Source organism: Microbacterium sp. sgz311019 (assembly GCF_056135325.1).
This window is the reverse complement of record NZ_JBWAXO010000004.1, coordinates 86,682-105,161: the sequence shown is the minus strand read 5'-3', so window position 1 is coordinate 105,161 and position 18,480 is coordinate 86,682. Positions and strand designations below refer to the sequence as shown.

The 18,480-nt window shown below is 72.1% G+C and carries 17 protein-coding genes; 5 read left to right on the top strand and 12 right to left on the bottom strand.

From position 1 onward, the window contains the following. Window positions 1-5 precede the first annotated feature (5 nt). Window positions 6-407 carry a hypothetical protein gene (locus AC0NZN_RS07835; protein ID WP_474591726.1) on the bottom strand — a complete coding sequence of 134 codons (402 nt, stop codon included), beginning with the start codon at window positions 405-407 and terminating at the stop codon, window positions 6-8. Between the two features lie 115 nt (window positions 408-522). Between AC0NZN_RS07835 and cofG the strand changes: the two genes are divergently transcribed. The 4 genes from cofG (at window position 523) to AC0NZN_RS07815 (ending at window position 6,568) form a co-directional block, all read left to right on the top strand. Next, on the top strand, window positions 523-2,898 hold the full coding sequence (gene cofG / locus AC0NZN_RS07830) for a 7,8-didemethyl-8-hydroxy-5-deazariboflavin synthase CofG (RefSeq protein WP_474591725.1): 2,376 nt from the start codon (window positions 523-525) through the stop codon (window positions 2,896-2,898). Beyond that, window positions 2,895-4,376, top strand: coding sequence for a flavin-containing monooxygenase (locus tag AC0NZN_RS07825; RefSeq protein ID WP_474591724.1), 1,482 nt, complete (start codon window positions 2,895-2,897; stop codon window positions 4,374-4,376). Before cofG ends, AC0NZN_RS07825 begins: the two co-directional genes overlap by 4 nt. Beyond that, a complete protein-coding gene (fgd, locus tag AC0NZN_RS07820; RefSeq protein WP_474591723.1) occupies window positions 4,373-5,386 on the top strand; it encodes a glucose-6-phosphate dehydrogenase (coenzyme-F420) in 1,014 nt (337 codons plus the stop codon). The genes AC0NZN_RS07825 and fgd overlap by 4 nt, the downstream gene beginning before the upstream one ends. A 168-nt stretch (window positions 5,387-5,554) precedes the next feature. Continuing rightward, complete coding sequence (locus tag AC0NZN_RS07815; RefSeq protein ID WP_474591722.1) at window positions 5,555-6,568, top strand: GNAT family N-acetyltransferase; 1,014 nt, start codon at window positions 5,555-5,557, stop codon at window positions 6,566-6,568. A 6-nt stretch (window positions 6,569-6,574) separates the two neighbouring features. On the opposite strand, the gene AC0NZN_RS07810 is transcribed toward AC0NZN_RS07815, so the two are convergent. Genes AC0NZN_RS07810 through AC0NZN_RS07800 form a run of 3 tightly spaced genes read right to left on the bottom strand, consistent with a single transcriptional unit; the run spans window position 6,575 to window position 9,209 of the window. Next, the gene (locus AC0NZN_RS07810) at window positions 6,575-7,285 is read right to left on the bottom strand and encodes a potassium channel family protein (RefSeq protein WP_474591721.1); all 711 of its coding nucleotides are present in this window, start codon (window positions 7,283-7,285) and stop codon (window positions 6,575-6,577) included. Between the two features lie 44 nt (window positions 7,286-7,329). After that, on the bottom strand, window positions 7,330-8,478 hold the full coding sequence (locus AC0NZN_RS07805) for a sensor histidine kinase (protein ID WP_474591720.1): 1,149 nt from the start codon (window positions 8,476-8,478) through the stop codon (window positions 7,330-7,332). Next, entirely contained in the window at window positions 8,475-9,209 is a 735-nt protein-coding gene (locus tag AC0NZN_RS07800; RefSeq protein WP_474591719.1) for a response regulator transcription factor, read from the bottom strand. The genes AC0NZN_RS07805 and AC0NZN_RS07800 overlap by 4 nt, the downstream gene beginning before the upstream one ends. 175 nt (window positions 9,210-9,384) lie before the next feature. Here AC0NZN_RS07800 and AC0NZN_RS07795 point away from each other — a divergent pair, with 175 nt between their 5' ends. Further along, a complete protein-coding gene (locus tag AC0NZN_RS07795; RefSeq protein WP_474591718.1) occupies window positions 9,385-10,512 on the top strand; it encodes a lactonase family protein in 1,128 nt (375 codons plus the stop codon). A gap of 52 nt (window positions 10,513-10,564) precedes the next feature. On the opposite strand, the gene AC0NZN_RS07790 is transcribed toward AC0NZN_RS07795, so the two are convergent. From AC0NZN_RS07790 to AC0NZN_RS07755, 8 genes are all read right to left on the bottom strand, one after another. Beyond that, window positions 10,565-12,097, bottom strand: a complete 1,533-nt coding sequence (locus AC0NZN_RS07790) for a pyridoxal phosphate-dependent decarboxylase family protein (RefSeq protein WP_474591717.1) — start codon at window positions 12,095-12,097, stop codon at window positions 10,565-10,567. Beyond that, on the bottom strand, window positions 12,094-13,473 hold the full coding sequence (locus AC0NZN_RS07785) for an MFS transporter (protein WP_474591716.1): 1,380 nt from the start codon (window positions 13,471-13,473) through the stop codon (window positions 12,094-12,096). Before AC0NZN_RS07785 ends, AC0NZN_RS07790 begins: the two co-directional genes overlap by 4 nt. A gap of 54 nt (window positions 13,474-13,527) precedes the next feature. Further along, complete coding sequence (gene cofD / locus AC0NZN_RS07780) at window positions 13,528-14,475, bottom strand: 2-phospho-L-lactate transferase (RefSeq protein ID WP_474591715.1); 948 nt, start codon at window positions 14,473-14,475, stop codon at window positions 13,528-13,530. Continuing rightward, the gene (gene hemL / locus AC0NZN_RS07775) at window positions 14,472-15,800 is read right to left on the bottom strand and encodes a glutamate-1-semialdehyde 2,1-aminomutase (protein WP_474591714.1); all 1,329 of its coding nucleotides are present in this window, start codon (window positions 15,798-15,800) and stop codon (window positions 14,472-14,474) included. Before hemL ends, cofD begins: the two co-directional genes overlap by 4 nt. A 9-nt stretch (window positions 15,801-15,809) precedes the next feature. After that, window positions 15,810-16,784, bottom strand: coding sequence for a porphobilinogen synthase (gene hemB / locus AC0NZN_RS07770; protein ID WP_474591713.1), 975 nt, complete (start codon window positions 16,782-16,784; stop codon window positions 15,810-15,812). After that, window positions 16,781-17,602, bottom strand: a complete 822-nt coding sequence (locus tag AC0NZN_RS07765) for a uroporphyrinogen-III synthase (RefSeq protein ID WP_474591712.1) — start codon at window positions 17,600-17,602, stop codon at window positions 16,781-16,783. The genes hemB and AC0NZN_RS07765 overlap by 4 nt, the downstream gene beginning before the upstream one ends. 204 nt (window positions 17,603-17,806) lie before the next feature. Then, window positions 17,807-18,079, bottom strand: coding sequence for a hypothetical protein (locus AC0NZN_RS07760; RefSeq protein WP_474591711.1), 273 nt, complete (start codon window positions 18,077-18,079; stop codon window positions 17,807-17,809). After that, window positions 18,069-18,479 carry a phage holin family protein gene (locus AC0NZN_RS07755; RefSeq protein WP_474591710.1) on the bottom strand — a complete coding sequence of 137 codons (411 nt, stop codon included), beginning with the start codon at window positions 18,477-18,479 and terminating at the stop codon, window positions 18,069-18,071. The genes AC0NZN_RS07760 and AC0NZN_RS07755 overlap by 11 nt, the downstream gene beginning before the upstream one ends. Window position 18,480 lies beyond the last annotated feature (1 nt).

Sequence of the window (18,480 nt, the reverse complement as noted above, 5' to 3'; positions counted from 1 at the left end):
TGCGCTCACTCCGCGACGAGCTCAGCCACGTCGGCCGGCTCGTCGCCGAGGTCGCCGGTGTCGAGCCGCAGCGCCTGTACGAGCGAGATGCCGTGGCGCGTCGTCAGCATGATCCGCTGGAACTCGGGGTGGCCCTCGAGGTCGATGACGACACTCGGCTTGCGCCCGCGCAGAAGCACGAAGTCGCGCCCTCCGGCTGACTTCCACGATCCTGCAGCCAGCGCCACGGGCAGGTAGGTGCCCGGGTCGGGGACGCCCCGCAGCCACGTCCACGCGTCATCCGTCAGCTGCACCTTCGCGATCGTCGACCGTTCGATCGAGATATTCCGGCGACGGAACGCGACCGCCCGCTCGGTGCGAGACAGCACGACCTCCAGCTGCGCGGAATCGAGCAGCAGCGTGACCATGCCCCTAGTCTGCCAGCGCACCCCCCGGCCGGGCGTCCGGTTTGCTCACAGAGCGGCAACGATCGTGGATCGGCCTCCGACCCGTGTCCACTCCACGCGGTGCAAGACTGGGGTGGTGACCCTGTTCGCCGACGTGGACCGCATCGACAGCGACATCGAAACGGCTCTGGATGCCGCCGCCCGCGGCGAACGGATCGACATCGACGACGCCGAGGTCCTGCTCGGTGCGCACGGCGACCAGCGGGAGCGCCTGCTCGCCATCGCATCGAAGATGAGGGATGCGGGGGCCGCAGCATCCGGCCGTCCCGGTGTGATCACGTACTCGCGCAAGGTCTTCATCCCGCTGACCACGCTGTGCCGTGACCGCTGCCACTACTGCATCTTCGTCGACACGCCCGCACAGCTGCGGAAGCTCCACAAGCCGGTCTACATGACGGCGGAGCAGGTGCTCTCCGTCGCACGTCAGGGTGCCGCCCTCGGCTGCAAGGAGGCCCTCCTCACCCTGGGCGACCGCCCGGAGGAGCGCTGGCCCGAGGCCCGTGCGTGGCTCGACGAGCACGGCTTCACCTCGACGCTCGACTACGTCGGCGCCATGGCGCGGCTCATCACGGCCGAGACGGGGCTCCTCGCGCACCTCAACCCCGGCGTGATGTCATACGACGAGCTCGTCGCCCTCCGCCCGACGGCGCCCTCGATGGGCATGATGCTCGAGACCACCTCGCGGCGCCTGTTCGAAGAGCCCGGGCAGGTGCACTACGGATCGCCCGACAAGGATCCCGCGGTCCGCCTCGCCGTGATCGAGGATGCCGGTCGCGCCCGCATCCCGTTCACGACCGGCGTGCTCATCGGCATCGGCGAGACGGTGCGCGATCGCGCGGAGTCGCTCGTCGCGATCCGCGACGCGCACGAGCGGTACGGGCATGTCCAGGAGGTCATCGTCCAGAACTTCCGCGCCAAGGATCACACGGCGATGCGCGGGGCGGCGGATGCCGAGACCCTCGAGTACGTCGCCGCGGTCGCGGTCGCCCGGCTCGTCATGGGGCCGGACATGCGCATCCAGGTGCCGCCGAACCTCTCGGACCCGACCGAGCTCGAGCTCCTCGTCCGCGCCGGCGCCGACGACTGGGGCGGCGTCTCGCCCCTGACCGCCGACCACGTGAACCCCGAGCGCCCCTGGCCGCACCTCGACGACCTCGCGACGAAGACGGCGGAGCTCGGCTTCGAGCTGCGCGAGCGTCTGACGGCGCAGCCGCCGTTCGTGCTGGCCGCAGACACGTGGATCGACCCCGGGCTGCGGGCCCGGGTGACGGGCATGGCGGGGGACGACGGCCTCGCCGGCAACTCCGCGAACCCGCATCCGATCGCCGAACCCGCACCGGTTCCACGTTCATCGAGCGAGGGTTCGGCACACCGGCGCGAGCACGTGGGCGGGACAGGGGGAGAATCGCAGCGGCTCGTCGAGCGGGCCGCCGCCGAGCCGGCATCCCTCGACGACGCCGAGTGGGTCAGCCTGCTCGAGTCCTCCGGCGACGACCTCGACGCCCTCGCGGCGACGGCCGACGACGTCCGGCGGTACACGGTCGGCGAGGCGGTCACGCTCGTCGTCAACCGCAACCTCACCTCCAGCGGCTACCGAGCCGCCCCCGACGGCGACCCCGCGACCTTCACGCTCGACGACGTCGGGGCGATCGCGAGGGATGCCGCAGACCTCGGCGCCACCGAGCTGTGCGTGCAGGGCAGGCTGCCCGCATCCGAAGACCCGTCCGCCTATGTCGAGATCGTGCGGGCCGCGCGAGCCGCCGTTCCCGGGCTGCACCTGCACGCCTATCGCCCGCAGGACGTGTGGGATCTCGCGGACCGCGGCGGACTCGGCCTCGACGCCGCGCTCGCAGCCCTCCGCCAGGCCGGCGTCGACACGGTCCCCGGGACAGGGGTGAAGGTGCTCAGCGAGCGGGTCCGGCGGCTCGTCGCGCCGGGCGACCTCGAGATCGACCGGTGGGTCGAGGGGATCACCGCCGCGCATCGCGCGGGCTTCCGCTCCACGAGCGTCATCTTCTACGGGCACGTCGAGACCGCGTCCGAGCGCATCGCGCACCTGCGCCTGATGCTCCGCATCCAGTCCGAGACCCGCGGGTTCGCGGAGTTCGTGCCGATCCCCCTCCCCGGACCGGCAGGCGGCGTCCCCCTCGTCACCGGCCGCGCGCCCATCGACGAGCACCGCGCGATGGTCGCCGTCTCGCGGCTCATGCTCAGCGGGTCGATCCCCCACATCCAGATCCCGTGGACCCGGCTCGGGCTCGACGCCTCGGGTGTCCTGCTGCGCTCGGGGGGCGACGACCTCGGAGGCGTGCTCCTCGACGGCCGCGTGAAGCCGGAGGCCGGCATCGAGCACGGCCGGGAGCTGCCGGTGAAGGATGCCGCCGCCCTCGCGGCGCGGATGTTCCGGCCGTTCCGCCTCCGCACGACGGACTATCAATGGGTCGCGCGATGACCCTCGCACACCACGAGGTGGTGGTGGTGGGCGCCGGCTTCGCCGGCCTCGCCGCGACCATGGCGCTGAGGAGCTCCGGCATCGACGACGTTCTCGTCGTCGAACGCGCGGCATCCCTCGGCGGCACGTGGCGCGACAACACGTACCCCGGGGTCGCGTGCGACATCCCCAGCCACCTCTACGGTTTCGCGTCGCACCCGAACCCGGACTGGTCCGGCGTCTACGCGACCGGCCCCGAGATCCACGCGTACCTGGAGCGCGTCGCCGACGACGAGGGCATCGATCCCCGGCTCGACAGCCCCCTGACCGACGCCGCCTGGGACGACGAGTGGGGGGTGTGGCGCATCCGCATCGGAGGACCGCATCCGATCGACGTCACCGCCGACGCCCTCGTCCTCGCCTGCGGACGACTCACCGAGCCGCGCATCCCTGACGTCCCCGGGCTCGAGGGGTGGGACGGACCCGTCTTCCACTCCTCCCGCTGGCGGCACGATGTCGACCTCGACGGCGCCCGGATCGCGGTCGTCGGCACCGGCGCCAGCGCCGTCCAGCTCGTGCCCGAGCTCGCCCGCACATCCCGGGTCACGCTGTTCCAGCGCAGCGCGGCGTGGATCGTCCCGCGCGGCGCCCGGCCCTACACGACCGCCGAGCGCCGCCGGTTCCGCGAGCGCCCCGAGCTTCTCGCAGCCCTCCGCGACGACCTGTTCACCGAGGGCGAGGCACGATTCGCCTCACGATCGGGGGATGCCGCGGCATCCACCGCCGCCCGCGACGTCGCCCTGAGCCACCTGCGTGACCAGGTGGACGACCCCGCCCTGCGCGCGAGCCTCACCCCCGACTACGCCTTCGGGTGCAAGCGCGTGCTCCTGAGCGACGACTTCTACCCCGCCGTCGCATCGGACGCGGTGACACTCGAGGCCTCGGCGCTCGCATCCGTCGAGGGCGGAACGCTCGTCGCGGCCTCGGGCCGCCGGCACGAGGTCGACGCGATCGTCTTCGCCACCGGATTCGCCTCGACCCGCCAGCCCTACGCGGAGCTCGTCCGCGGGCAGAGCCGCACGCTGGCCCAGCACTGGTCGGACGGCATGACGTCCTACGCGTCGACGATGGTGAGCGGCTTCCCGAACCTCTTCGTGCTCGACGGACCCAACGCATCGCTCGGCCACAACTCGTCGGTGCTCATGATCGAGGAGCAGGCCGCCTACCTCGCCCGCACGCTCGCGTTCCGCTACGAGGCGACCCTCGATGGCGTGCTGCGCATCGACCCCGCGGCCGAGCGGGCCTACACCGACGAGATCGACCGGGCCGCGGCATCCACCCCCTGGATCACCGGCGGATGCCGCAACTGGTATGTCGACGAGCGCTCGGGCCGGCTCACCCTGCTGTGGCCGGGGACGGTCACGGCATTCCGCGAGCGCCTCGCGCGGGCCGACGGCTCGGAATTCTCCCCACGCCCCCTTCAGAGAGAGGTCGCATGATGCAACCGCTGCGGTTCGGATACAAGGCGTCGAGCGAGCAATTCGGGCCGAACGAGCTCATCGAGTTCTCGGTGCTCGCGGAGGAGATGGGATTCGACTCGGTCTTCCTCTCCGACCACTTCCAGCCCTGGATGCACGACGGCGGTCACGCGCCTGCTGCCCTTCCCTGGCTGGGCGCGGTCGGTGCGCGGACCTCGCGCGTGCTGCTCGGCACGTCGGTGCTGACCCCGACCTTCCGCTACCACCCGGCCGTCATCGCGCAGGCCTTCGCGACCCTCGCCGTGATGTATCCCGGCCGGATCATCCTCGGCGTCGGCACCGGCGAGGCGCTCAACGAGGTCACGCTCGGCCTCGACTGGCCGGAGCCGCCGGAGCGTTTCCAGCGCATGAAGGAGTCCACTGCGCTCATGCGCGCCCTGTGGGAGGGCGAGCGCGTCACGTTCGAGGGCACCTACTACTCAGTGAAGGATGCGACGGTCTACGACCGCCCCGAGATCCCGGTGCCGATCTACATCGGCGCCTCCGGCCCCGCCGCGACGCGTCTGGCGGGGCGCATCGCCGACGGCTACATCACGACGAGCGGCAAGGATCCGTCCCTCTACACCGACACGCTGCTGCCGGCGCTCAAAGACGGCCTCGAGAAGGCCGGACGCGCGGTCGACGCCGTCGACACGCTCATGGAGGTCAAGGTCTCGTACCACCCCGACCGCGAGGTCGCCCTCGAGAAGACGCGGTTCTGGGCTCCGCTGGCACTGTCGGCCGAGGAGAAGCGCGACGTGCACGACCCGATCGACATGCAGCGGCGCGCCGCGGAGCTGCCGATCGAGCGCGTGGCCTCGAGGTTCATCGTCTCCACCGACCCCGACGAGCATGTCGAGGCGATCGGCCGGTACATCGATCTCGGCTTCCGGCACCTCGTCTTCCACGACCCCGGCTTCGACCAGCCGGAGTTCCTGCGGATGTACGGGGCGGAGATCCTGCCGCGCCTGCGCGACAGGTACGGGGAGTGAGGTCGGCTCCGCGTTCAGGATTCGGTCTCGACGGCGGGCGTCGGCGCGCGGCGCCGCAGCCCGGGGCGAAGGCGAGGTGCCGGAATCGACACGCAGACTGAATCTCGGACGGCGTGGACCGTCGTCATCCCGGTCAAGCACACGGACCACGGCAAGTCCCGGCTCTCGGTGCCGGGCGTCGGCCGCACCGCGCTCGCGCGGGCGATCGCGCTGGACACGATCGCCGCCGCCGCAGAGGCGGCGCAGGTCGTCGTCGTGACCTCGGACGAGGTGATCGCGGCCGAGGCCGCGGCGCTCGGCGCCCAGGTCGTCGACGACCCCGGCGGCGGGATCGATGCGGCAGTCGCCGCGGGCGCCGACGGAGACGGACACCGCGCAGCCCTGCTCGGCGATCTGCCCGCGCTGCGGACGGCGGATCTCGCCGCGGCGCTGCGGGAGGCGGCATCCGTCGATCGGGCCGTCGTCGCGGACGCCGAAGGCAGCGGCACCACGCTCGTGACCGCCGGTGCCCGTGTGCCGTGGGCCTCCGCGTTCGGCGCGGGCTCGTTCGCGCGTCACGTCGCACTCGGCTGCGTCCCGCTGGCGATCCCGGATGCGTCGACCCTCCGCCGTGACGTCGACACGGTCGCGCAGCTCGATCAGGCCGTCGCACAGGGCATCGGACCGCGCACCGCGGCGGCACTCGGCCTCGACAACCCGCCGTTCACGGTGCGCGCACCACGCGCCGAGGACGCGCCGGCGATGGCGCAGGTGCACGTGCAGTCCTGGCGCGAGACCTACCGCGGGCTCTTTCCCGACTCACTCCTCGACGATCCCGGGTTCGCGGAACGCCGCGAGCGCATGTGGACGCGGGCGATCGCCGACTACCCGCACCGCAACCGCATCGCGGTCGCCGAGTCCGGCGGCCGGATCATCGGCGTGGCGATGTCCGGTCCGTCCGAGACGGCGGATGCCGCGTGGCAGCTGTACCTGCTCTATGTGCTCGCCGCCCACCACGGCACCGGGGCGGGCCGAGCCCTGCTACAGGCCGTCCTCGACGCGGAGGACGACGTCATCCTGTGGGTCGCCGACCCGAACCCGCGCGCCCAGGCCTTCTACCGCACCCACGGATTCGCACCCGACGGGTCGGCGAAGGTCGAGATGGACGTGCGGGAGATCAGGATGCGCCGCCGACCCGCCTGACGCGGGTCACCGCCGGAGGGTCGAGATCATCTCGTGCAGCGCGTCGATCTTGGCCTCCAGGTCCTTGATGTGCGCGACGGTCGCCGCCTGCTGCGCGGCATCCTGCACGGCGATCTTCTCGATGATCCACGCGGCGAAGGTGGCGGTGACGATACCGAGGAGGGCGATGCCGCAGAACATCAGCGCCGTCGCGATGAGCCGGCCCTGCGGCGTGATCGGCAGTTCGTCGCCGTAGCCGACCGTCGTCACGGTGACGACGGCCCACCAGACGGCGTCGCCCAGCGTCTTGATGGTGGCGCCTGGCGCCGGGCGCTCGGCATCCAGCACCGCCAGCGCGGCCACGAAGATCAGCAGCGAGACGGCGCCGGCCACATAGGTGGTGATACGGCCGCGGAACGCGGTACCGGCGGTGCGATCGAGCACGCGCAGCAGCGTGACGAACCGGAGCGCACGCAGCGGCCGCAGCATCGGCAGCACCACAACGGCGAGGTCGAACAGATGACTTCGGAACCACGCGCCGCGCGGCTGCGCGAGGTACAGGTTCATGCTGTAGTCGACGAGGAACAGGGCCCAGGTCAGCGCCTGGACGACCTCCGCCAGGATCAGGGCGGTCCCCTGGAGATCGGCGATCACCTCCCACGCGTACGCGATGAGGAAGACGAGGGCCGCCACCACGAGCGGCCATTCCATGGCTTTCTGCCAGCGCTGCTGATCCATGGCCGAATCGTACGACCGGCGGGGCGGCGCGGGGAGACGACTTCTCAGGCCGCAGCGCGGGGCAGCACCATCTCGAACCGGCACCCGCCGTCGACGTTCCGCGCGCGCAGGTCGCCGTCGTGTGCGACCGCGATCCCGCGGGCGATCGCGAGACCGAGCCCGGCGCCGCTCGAGCGTCCCCAGAGCGGAGCGGGAGTCCGGGACTGCGCGCCCCGCCACCCGGCGCGGAACACGTTCTCGAGATCGCTCGGCGGGATGCCCCCACCCTGGTCGACGACGCTCAGCAGCGCACGGCCGTCCGCGTCGATCTCCGTCTCCACGGCGATCGAGGTCTGCGGCGGCGAGTACTGGATCGCATTCAGCAGCAGATTCGAGACGGCACGGCCGAGCTCCCGCGCATCGCCGCGGACCAATGCATCCTGATCCGGCGACTCGCGGATCGTGATCTGCCGGGCCTCGGCCAGCACGCGCAGCTCCGCGACCGCATCGCTCACGAGGTCGTGCAGCGAGACGGTGTCCATCGCGAGCACGAGCCGGCCGGATTCGATCTTCGACAGCTCGAAGAGGTCGTCGACGAGGTCCGAGAGGTGGTCGACCTGCACCCGCATCTGGCGGTGGAACCGCTGCGGATCATCGGCGAGCCCGTCCTCGAGCGCCTCCGCCATGGCGCGCAGGCCCGCGAGCGGCGTGCGCAGGTCGTGTGAGATCCACGCGATGAACTCGCGGCGCGACTGGTCCATCGCCTCGACCTCGGCGCGCGCCTCCTCCAGCCGGCGGCTCGTGCGGGCCAGTTCGTCGGCGACCGCGGCGAGCTCGGAGCCCGAGGCATCCATCGCCACGACCGTGCCGTCCACGGGCACGTGGCCGAGCGTGGCCGCGAGCCTGCGCACCCGGCGCGCCTGCCGGACGAAGGTGACCGCGAGCACGGCGGCGACGCCGAGCGAGACCAGGGCGGCGACGCCGGCGACCCACAGGCTCACGACGAGGTCGTGCGGGGAGAGGAACATCGCCTGCGCGACGGCGACCATGCCGACGGCGACCGAGAGGGTGCCCGTGAGGACGACGATCGACACCTGCACGGCCATCGGCGCACGGCGCGCGAGCCGCAGTGCGATGAGCCCGATCGCGCCGACCACGAGCCCGCAGACCAGGGCGATGCCGACGATCGCGCCGAGGTCGCCGGGCCGGATCATGCCGCCCCCGGCGATGAGGCCGCCGCGGGCACGAGACGGTAGCCGACGCCCCACACGGTCTGGAGGATGAGCGGATGCGTCGGATCGTCCTCGACCTTCTCCCGCAGCCGCCGCATGGTCACGGTGACGGTCGACAGGTCGCCGTAGCTCCATCCCCAGACGGCGCCGAGCAGCTCCTCGCGGGTGAAGGCGCGGTCGGGATGCTTCAGCAGGAACGCGAAGAGGTCGAACTCCCGGGCCGACAGCGCGAGCGGCACGCCGTCCTTCTGCACGAAGCGGGCGGAAGGATGCAGGGTGAACGCACCGAGGTCGAACGGCGCCTCCGGCGCGTACTCCGCGAGGCTGCGGCGCAGCACCGAGGTCACGCGCAACACCAGCTCGCGCGGCGAGAAGGGCTTCGTGAGGTAGTCGTCGGCACCCGCCTCGAGGCCGTCGATGCGGTCGTCGGTGGCGCCGAGGGCCGTCAGCATGATGACCGGGATGTCGTGCTCGGCACGGATGCGCCGGCAGACCTCCACGCCGTCGATGCCGGGCAGCATCCGATCCATCACGATGAGGTCGGGAAGCCGCCGCGCGACGAGGTCCATCGCGCTGAACCCGTCCGGGACCTCGTCGACGATGTAGCCGGCGTCCTCGAGATACGTGCGGACGACCTCGCGCACCGTCTCGTCGTCCTCCACGAGCAGGATGCGCCGATCGGTGAGCTCGCTCGTCGCCGCCTCGGTCCCCATGCGCTCAGGATAGGTCCGCCGTGCCGTCGGCGTCCGCGGAATCCCGCGTCTGTCCTCGGTTCGTCACGCCTTACGAAACGGTGACACGGACCGTCACGGTTCGGTAAGCGGATGCCGGTTCCCCGCCCGCTCTCCCGGTGGGACGGTGATCGCATCCACCTCGAAAGGACCCCTCATGAGACTCTCACTCAAGCTCTCGGCGGCCGGTGTCGCGGCTGCCGCCGCGGTCGCCACCGCGCTGCTCGGCTCGGGCGCGGCGAACGCGTCCACCGGGCAGGACCCGGTCGGCGCGGTGTTCGTGCAGACCGACGGCCTGTCGGGCAACGCCGTCGTCGCCTACGACCGGCTCGCGGACGGGACGCTGCAGCAGGCCGGCACCTACGCGACGGGCGGCAACGGCGTGCAGCTGGCCGGCTCGGTCGTCGACCACCTCGCGTCGCAGAGCAGCCTCGCCCGCGGGGGCGGATCGCTCTTCGCCGTGAACGGCGGCAGCAACACGATCACCTCGTTCTCCATCCGGGGCAGCAGGCTGACCGGCCGGGAGATCGTGGGCTCCTACGGGCAGACGCCCGTGAGCATCACCGCCCACGACAACCGCGTGTTCGTGCTGAACGCCCGCGCCGGCGGCTCGGTGCAGGGATACCTCAACATCGGCGGCCACCTGCTCGCCGTCCCGTCCTGGCACCGCGACCTCGGGCTCGACCCGAACGCGACGCCCGAGTTCACCCACACCCCGGCGCAGATCGCCTTCACCCCGGACGGCTCGAAGCTCATCGTCTCGACGAAGGGCAACACCAGCTCGTTCGACGTGTTCCTGACCGACCACCGGGGGCTCTCCGCCGCTCCGGTCGTGACGGCGGTCCCGGGCGCCGTTCCCTTCGGGTTCCAGTTCGACGCGGCCGGTGACGTCGTCGCCAGTGAGGCGGCCACGAACTCCGTCGCGACCTTCCACGTCGGCGCGGACGGCCGGCTGACGCAGCTCGCGGTCGCCGCGACCGGACAGGCGGCGACCTGCTGGATCGTCGTGGACGGCTCCTTCGTCTACGCGTCGAACGCCGGCTCCGGCACGCTCAGCGGCTATCGGATCGGCACCGGCGGATCGCTCACGAGCGTCGGGCTGTCCCACACGGATGCCGGCACCGTCGACGCCGCCGTGAGCTCGGACGGCCGGTACCTGTACGTGCAGACGGGCCTCGCCGGCATGGTCGACGAGTTCCGCGTCGGATCAGACGGATCACTGACAGCCATCGGATCGGTACTGGTTCCGGGAGCTGCCGGCGGCGAGGGCATCGTCGCGAACTGACGGGGGGAACCCACCGGTCGTCGAGCTCCTGCAGCCCGGCGACCGGTGCGTTCTAGCGTTCGAGGCCTGCGGCGAGCAGCTCGATCAGCAGCCGCTCGACCAGCGCGGGCGGCAGCGCCTCGACGAGTGAGAGCACCGGCGCGAGCGGACCGAGGCCCGACGGGTCGAGGAGGCCCGCAGCACCCAGGATCGCGACCGCCGTGTTCGAATCCATCGTCCCGACGAGACCGTCCCCACGCCCACTCCCGACAGCGCTGGCGCGCTGCCCGGAGCCTCCGGGCGCGTGGGCCCACTCGCCCAGGAGGCCGGCCGCCAGGGCGGTGCCGTCGAGGTGCGGCATCCCGCGCACGGCGTCTGCGGCCGCGGCGGCCGCGACGACGAGGTCGTCGACGACGCGCTCCGTGACGGGCGTGATCGTGAGGTGGGCCGTCGACGGCAGCATCGTCCCGTCGGGCTGGAGGGATGCCGGCTGCAGCTGCACCACGAATCCGTGCACCCGCATCTCGTCGGCCCACAGATGCGGGTCGACACGGCGCTCCGCGGGGACGGAGGCATCGACCGCGAGCGCCACCATCGGCCCGGTCGGCCGTCCGACGACGGTGAGACCGTCGATGGCGTGCACGGCATCCACGATCGCCTGTGTCGAGGCGGCCATCGAGGCTGTGAGCTCGCGGAAGCCGTCGACGCCGAGCACCGACGCGATGGCCCACGCCGCGGCCAGGGGACCCGCCGACCGGGAGCCGAGGAGGGTCGGGTTGACGACCGGGTAGCCGGGCCAGGCGCTCGTGGCGAACCACTGGTGCCGCTGCCGGTCGCGGCCGCGCTGCAGCAGCACCGAGACGCCCTTCGGCGCATACCCGTACTTGTGCAGGTCGGCCGACAGGCTCGTGACGCCGGGCACCGCGAAGTCCCACGCGGTCGCGGGCGCACCCGCGGCGTGCTCGGGCCAGAACGCGAGGGCGAATCCGCCGATGCATGCGTCCACATGCAGGTCCACGCCCGCCTCGAGCGCGGCGGCGGCGACCTCGGGGATCGGGTCGAGCGTCGCGTAGGGGTACGACGGCGCGCTCATGACGACGAGGGCGACGTCGGAGCCGAGTCGGGTCACCACATCGGCGACCTCGGGGCGCCCGGTCGCGGGATCGACGGGCACGAGGTCGAGCTCCAGGTCGAACAGCGCCGCCGCCTTGCGGAATGCGGCGTGCACGGTGGTGGGGGCGACGAGCCGCGGCATCCCTCGTCCGCCCCGCGCGCGCCACGCGTCGCGGGCCGTCTTGACGGCCAGGAGGCAGCTCTCCGTGCCGCCGGAGGTCGCCGTTCCGACCACCTCGTGGTCCGCGTGGAAGACGGCGCGCGCGAAGTCGACGAGCTCGCGCTCGATGACGGCGACCGAGCGGAACGTCGTCGGGTCGAGCCCGTTCACGGGCTGCATCGCGCGGACCGCGGCGGCGGCGACCTCGTCGAGCTCCGGACGGCCGGAGTCGTAGACGTAGGACAGCAGGCGACCGCCGTGCGTGGGCGCGTCGAGAGCCCGCAGGGCCTCGAGCCGGGCGATGACATCGGCGATCTCGGCGGTGTGCGTCATGCGACGGCCTCCTCGGGCTGGGCGACGTCAGTGCCGTCGATGTCGCTGCGGCGCAGGCGATAGCGGGAGAGGAACAGCAGGCTCAGGAGCGTGAGCGCTGCGGGGATGAGGCCGAAGGCGGCGGCGATGCCGTCGACGGCGCCCGTCGGCTGCTGCACGCTGTGGCCGGCGGTCGTCTGGATGTAGCCCGTCACCGTGAGGACGACGGTCAGTGCCGCGGCGCCCAGTGCCATGCCGGTCGTCTCACCGGCCGTCCACATGCCGCCGAACACGCCGGCCTTGGCCGTGCCGTGCACGCGGGCGTCGTGCGAGATGACGTCGGGGAGCATCGCCATCGGCAGCGCCTGCATCCCCGCGTACGCCGCGCCGGCGACCGCGACGGAGACGTACATCCACGCGCCGGGCGACCAGATCGCCGCGGTCAGCGACGCGGCGGCGATGGTGAAGGCGATGGATGCCGCGACATACGAGCGCTCCTTGCCGGCCCGCCGCGAGATCCAGTTCCAGATCGGGGAGAACAGGATGGCGGGGCCGATGAGCGCGACGAAGAGGAACGTCAGAGCGTCACTCGAGTGCATGACCCAGACGGCGACGTAGTTCGCGGCGGCGAGCATCATGCCCGTCGCGAGCGCCTGCAGCACGAAGGTGCCGAGCAGCGCCCGGAACGGCGCGCTGCGGCGCAGTGCGGCGAGGCCTTCGCGGTATCCGTCGGAGACGGGGACCGCGGGCGCATCCGGCTGCGGCACCCCCTTCGGAGCCACCGTCGTTGCGATGAGCATGCCGGCGGCGATCACGAGTCCGGCGACGAGCGCCATGACGAGGTACCCCGTGTACGCGTTGCCGATGCCGCGGAGGATCGGCCCGCCGGCGCCGAACAGCAGGATCGCGACGCTCAGCACGGCCACACGCGTCGTGAGAAGGCGGGTGCGCTGGTCGTAGCGGCTCGACAGCTCCGCGGGCAGCGCGATGTACGGCACCTGGAACAGGCTGAACGAGGTGGAGGCGAGGATGAAGGCGATCGCCACCCACAGCCCCGCGACGACGGGCGATACCCCCGCCGGCACGGCGAAGGTCAGCAGGAAGAAGACCGGTAGGGCGATCGCACCGACGACCATGACGCGGCGGCGCGATCCGGTGCGATGCAGGTCGGTGTCGGAGAAGCCGCCGATGACCGGATCGATCAGCACGTCCCAGATCTTGGCCGCCGAGACGGCGATGCCCGCCGCCCACGCGGCGACGCCGAGCGTGTCGGTCAGATAGAAGACGAGGACGAGCCCAGGCAGCGTGGCGAAGCCGCCTGTGCCGAGGGAGCCGATCGCATAGCGCGCCACGGCCGAGGTGGGCAGGCGCGACGACGTCGTCGCTGATTCAGGCATGAGAGCGATCTTACGTCTGCCTGAAGCTCCTCACTGACGCTCCGCCAGGAGGGCTCAGGCGTCGAGCGCGGCGCGCACGATCGCGGCTGAGGCCGCGGCATCCGTCATCCAGAGCGGGGCGACCACCGCACGGATTCCGAGCGCGTCCACGGCGGGGGCGAGGGATGCGTCCTCCTCCGCGATCAGCCACGCATCGAGGATGCCGCCCGCGGAGCGGGCGCCGTAGTGGGCGGCCACGGCGTCGGCACGGGTCTCCACGCCGATCGCGGTCAGGCAGACGTCGGCCATGCCGCGGACGACGCGTCCGCCGATGATGCCCGAGACGCCGACGACCTTGGCCTTCGTGGCCTGCAGGGCTTCGCGCACGCCGGGCACGGTGAGGATCGGGCCGATCGAGACGACCGGGTTCGAGGGCGCGAGCAGGACGACGTCGGCTTCCGCGATCGCCTCGATGACTCCCGGCGCGGCCACGGCCTCGCTGATGCCGGGGTTCTCGAATGCGACCGGTTCAAGGGCGGCGCGGTGCCGCGTCCACCACTCCTGGAAGTGCAGCCGCGACCCGTCACGCAGCACGACGTGCGTGTCGACCTCGGCGTCGGTCATCGGCAGCAGGCGCACGCCGAGCGGCCAGCGCCGCTGCATCCGCGCGAGCACCTGCGAGGGCGTCAGCCCCTCGCGCAACCAGCCCGTGCGGGCCAGATGCGTGCCGAGGTCGAGATCACCGAGCGTGAACCACGGCCATCCCGCACCCCACGCCTGCAGCTCCTCGTTGACGCGCTCCGTGTCCCCGGCTCGGCCCCAGCCGCGCTGGGTGTCGTTGACACCGGCGAGCGCGTACACGATCGAGTCGACGTCGGGCTGCAGACGCACGCCCGAGAGCCACAGGTCGTCTCCGGTGTTGACGACCACGGTCGTGTCCGCGTCGAGGCCGAGCGCCTCGCGGACACCGAGCGTGAACTTCGACCCGCCGACGCCGCCGGCGAGCACGACGACCCGCGTCACCGCGCTGCCTGCGCCTCGGCCGCGGCGCGAGCCGCGGTGGGCAGCGCGCCGACGACTCGGGCGAGGGCATCGTCGTCGTGCGCGGCCGTGAGGAACCACGCCTCGAACACGCTCGGCGGCAGCGAGACCCCGGCGTCGAGCATCGCGTGGAAGAACGGCGCGTAGCGCCAGGATTGCTGATCCTGCGCCTCGGCGTACGTCGTGGGCACCTCGTCGCGGAACGCGACGCCGAACAGCGAGCCGGCACGCGGCACCGTGTGCGCCACTCCGGCGATCTCGAGCGCGCCGGCGAGGGCATCGGCCAGGGCGGATGCCGCGGCATCCACCCGCTTGTACACCTCGGGAGTCGCGAGCCTCAGCGTCGCGAGGCCGGCGGCGACGGACAGCGGGTTGCCGCTCAGCGTTCCGGCCTGGTAGACCGGGCCGAGCGGGGCGAGGGCGTCCATGACGTCGGCACGACCGCCGAGCGCGGCGAGCGGCATCCCGCCGCCGACGACCTTGCCGAACGTGAAGAGGTCGGGCGTGTACGTCTCGCCGAGCTCCCGCTGCAACCCCCAGAAGCCCGCGGAGTGCACGCGGAAGCCGGTGAGCACCTCGTCGAGGATGAGCAGCGCTCCGTGCGTGTGCGCGAGGTTCGCGAGACCGGCGTTGAAGCCGGCGAGCGGGGGAACCACGCCCATGTTCGCGGCCGCCGCCTCGACGATGATCGCGGCGATGCGGTCGCCGTGGACCGCGAAGGCCTCCTCGACCGCTGACAGGTCGTTGTACGGCAGGACGAGCGTCTGCGCCGCGATGGGCGCGGGCACGCCGGCCGAGCCGGGGAGCGCGAGGGTCGCGACGCCGGAGCCCGCGGCCGCGAGCAGGCCGTCGGAGTGGCCGTGGTAGTGGCCCGCGAACTTGATGAGAAGGTCGCGGCCGGTGTAGCCGCGCGCCAGGCGGATCGCGGTCATCGTGGCCTCGGTGCCCGTCGACACGAGCCGCACACGGTCGACCGGACGGGCATCGCCGACGGAGACGCGGCCGGCGATGAGCTCGGCGAGTTCCACCTCGCCCTCGGTGGGCGCACCGAACGACAGGCCGCGGGATGCGGCATCCTGCACCGCCGCCACGACCTCGGGGTGCGCGTGCCCGAGCAGGGCGGGACCCCACGAGGCGACGAGGTCGACGTACTCGCGGCCCGCCGCATCCGTCACGTACGGTCCGCGGGCCGAGGCCAGGAAGCGCGGGCTGCCCCCGACGGATCCGTAGGCGCGGACGGGCGAGTTGACGCCGCCCGGGATGACGCGGCGCGCCTCGTCGAACAGCTCATCGTTGCGATCGGTCATGAACCACTCTCAGGCAAGCAGACCGGCGGCCTCGACCGCCCAGTAGGTCAGGATGGCGTCGGCCCCGGCCCTCCGGATCGACAGGAGGCTCTCGAGGATCGCGGGCTCGCGGGAGATCCAGCCGTGAGCCGCGGCGGCCTCGACCATCGCGTACTCCCCCGACACCTGGTACGCCCACACCGGGATGTCGACGGATGCGCGCACCTCGGCCAGCACGTCGAGGTACGGCAGCGCAGGTTTGACCATGACGATGTCGGCGCCCTCGTCGGCGTCGATCAGCGCCTCGCGCACGCCCTCGCGGCCGTTGGCGGGGTCGAGCTGGTACGTGCGGCGGTCGCCCTTCAGCTGCGAGTCGACGGCCTCGCGGAACGGGCCGTAGAACGCCCCCGCGTACTTCGCCGAATAGGCGAGGAGCATCGTGTTGCGGAAGCCCTCGGCATCCAGCACGGCGCGCACGTGCGCGACCTGGCCGTCCATCATGCCGGACAGGCCGAGCAGCTGAGAGCCGGCCCGCGCCTGCGCAAGCCCCATCGCGCCGTAGCGCTCGAGGGTCGCGTCGTTGTCGACGGACCCGTCGGCGGCGAGGACGCCGCAGTGTCCGTGGTCGGTGAACTCGTCCAGGCACAGGTCGGTCTGCACGACGAGAGCGTCGCCGACCTCCTCGACGACCGCGGTGGTCGCGACGTTGAGGATGCCGTCCGGGTCGTCGGCGCCGGAGCCCTGTGCGTCGCGCACCTCGGGCACGCCGAACAGCATGACCCCGCCGATGCCGGAGGCCGCGGCATCCGTCACCGCGCGACGCAGGGAATCCAGCGAGTGCTGCACGACGCCGGGCATCGAGCCGATCGGCTGCGGCTGCGAGAGTCCCTCGCGGACGAACATCGGCAGCACGAGCTGCGAGGGTGCGAGGTGCGTCTCGCGCGCGAGCCGGCGGACAGCAGGAGACTGCCGCAGCCGACGCGGACGGTGGGTGGGGAAGCTCACGGCTGGAACTCGTCCACGGCGTGCGGCAGGGGGAGCTTCGAGACGGCATCGACGAGCGCGGCGACGGTCTGCGTCTCGGCGACGATGTCCACGTCGAGGCCCATGCGGCGCGCATCCTTCGCCGTACGCGGTCCGATCGCGGCGACGACGGTCGTTTCGGGCAGGTCGGGGAACTGATCGTGCACCTGCTGTGCGACGGACCCGCTCGTGACGAGGATCGCGTTGATGCGGCCGGATGCGACGTCCCGCATGATCCGCTCGGTGACCGGAACGCCGACCGTACGGTAGGCGACCACGCTGCGGACCCGATGCCCCGCGTCGAGGAGGCGCTTGGTGAGCACAGGCTTCGCGATCTCACTGCGGAGGGTAAGGATGTCACGCGCCTCCGGCTCGAGGGCGAGCAGCTGATCGGCCATGCCGGCGGCGGAGTTGTCGCGCTCGGGCACGAGGTCGACGCGGTAGCCGGCGGCCTGCAGCGCCGCCGAGGTCGTCTCGCCCACGGCCGCGACCTTGGTCGTCGCAGGGATCTTCGCGCGGTAGGCATAGAGCACGTCGACCGTGGTGGCGCTCGTGAGCGTCAGCCAGTCGAACTTGCCGTCGGCGAGGTCGGCGAGCGCCTGCTCGAGCGGCGCGACGTCGTGGGCCGGGGCGAAATCGATGAGCGGCGCGACGACCGGCACGGCTCCCTGCGCACGGAGGAACGCCGCGACCCCGTCGCCCCACGGGCCGCCGCGGGGCACGAGCACGCGCCAGCCGGCGAGCGGCTTCGGTGTCGTCGTGTCGACGGGGCCTGTATAGGGATGGGGGGCTGTGTTCATGGGGGTCGATTCTCGTGGTGACACGTCAGCCGCCCCACGTTCGAGCAGCCGACGGGCTCTTCTCCCGATCGCGCAATCGCGCAGGAAACGGGGTTCGTGCCGTCGGCAGCGTCCGCACCATTGCCACTGCCTTGCTTTTGAGCATACCCCGGGAGGTCGCCGCCTGGACCATCCCCCCGGCCGAGGCGTTATCGGATCGTCCCCTTAGCGCGTGTACAGGCGGACGAAGCCCCACACCGCGCCGCCGACGACGGCAGCGGTCGCGACGACCGCGGCGGCCACGCCGACCGGGTTGCGCCTGGCCATGCGCCGAAGGACGACGACCCGCCGCTCGGTCGCCTCGGCGACCCGCCTCGGCACATTGGCCTTCACCTCGATGGCGGCGAGGGCGGCCTTGAGCTCCGCGCGCGCCTGCGCCACCGGATCGGTGAGCCCGGCGGGCACCGCGGTGGCCGGGAGAGGCTTGTCAGAACTCATCGGCCACATCCTTCACGATCTTGACGTCGGTGGCGATCGACTCCGCCGGATTCTCGCGCCGCGACAGCTTGCGGAAGCGCAGGATGCCGAGCAGCGCGAACAGCGCGACGAGCACCAGCGTGACCCCGAGCACCACGAGGGCGGACAGCCACACGGGCCACCACGACGAGAGCCCCGCGATGAGGAATGCGTCGAAGACGGGGATCGACCAGAACAGGAAGAACAGCGCGAGTGCCATCCACCCCGCACCGACGCCCGCGTCCTTGGCGGTCTTCTGCAGCCAGACCTTTGCGGCGTTGACCTCGGCGATGACGAGGTTGCGGAGGAGCTCCGGCAGCTCGCCGATCAGGGTCAGGAGACCGTCATCCGCCCGATCACGGGACGCGCGCGGACTCGTCATG

Bases quoted from the DNA above. Each gene is read 5' to 3' on its own strand.
- AC0NZN_RS07805 (WP_474591720.1), bottom strand. From the start codon at position 8,478: ATGATCCGGCCCGGCGACCTCGGCGCGATCGTCGGCATCGCCCTGGTC.
- AC0NZN_RS07795 (WP_474591718.1), top strand. From the start codon at position 9,385: ATGAGACTCTCACTCAAGCTCTCGGCGGCCGGTGTCGCGGCTGCCGCC.
- fgd (WP_474591723.1), top strand. From the start codon at position 4,373: ATGATGCAACCGCTGCGGTTCGGATACAAGGCGTCGAGCGAGCAATTC.
- AC0NZN_RS07810 (WP_474591721.1), bottom strand. From the start codon at position 7,285: ATGGATCAGCAGCGCTGGCAGAAAGCCATGGAATGGCCGCTCGTGGTG.
- AC0NZN_RS07790 (WP_474591717.1), bottom strand. From the start codon at position 12,097: ATGACGCACACCGCCGAGATCGCCGATGTCATCGCCCGGCTCGAGGCC.
- AC0NZN_RS07785 (WP_474591716.1), bottom strand. From the start codon at position 13,473: ATGCCTGAATCAGCGACGACGTCGTCGCGCCTGCCCACCTCGGCCGTG.
- AC0NZN_RS07835 (WP_474591726.1), bottom strand. From the start codon at position 407: ATGGTCACGCTGCTGCTCGATTCCGCGCAGCTGGAGGTCGTGCTGTCT.
- AC0NZN_RS07760 (WP_474591711.1), bottom strand. From the start codon at position 18,079: ATGAGTTCTGACAAGCCTCTCCCGGCCACCGCGGTGCCCGCCGGGCTC.
- AC0NZN_RS07755 (WP_474591710.1), bottom strand. From the start codon at position 18,479: ATGACGAGTCCGCGCGCGTCCCGTGATCGGGCGGATGACGGTCTCCTG.
- AC0NZN_RS07800 (WP_474591719.1), bottom strand. From the start codon at position 9,209: ATGGGGACCGAGGCGGCGACGAGCGAGCTCACCGATCGGCGCATCCTG.
- hemL (WP_474591714.1), bottom strand. From the start codon at position 15,800: ATGACCGATCGCAACGATGAGCTGTTCGACGAGGCGCGCCGCGTCATC.
- AC0NZN_RS07765 (WP_474591712.1), bottom strand. From the start codon at position 17,602: ATGAACACAGCCCCCCATCCCTATACAGGCCCCGTCGACACGACGACA.
- AC0NZN_RS07825 (WP_474591724.1), top strand. From the start codon at position 2,895: ATGACCCTCGCACACCACGAGGTGGTGGTGGTGGGCGCCGGCTTCGCC.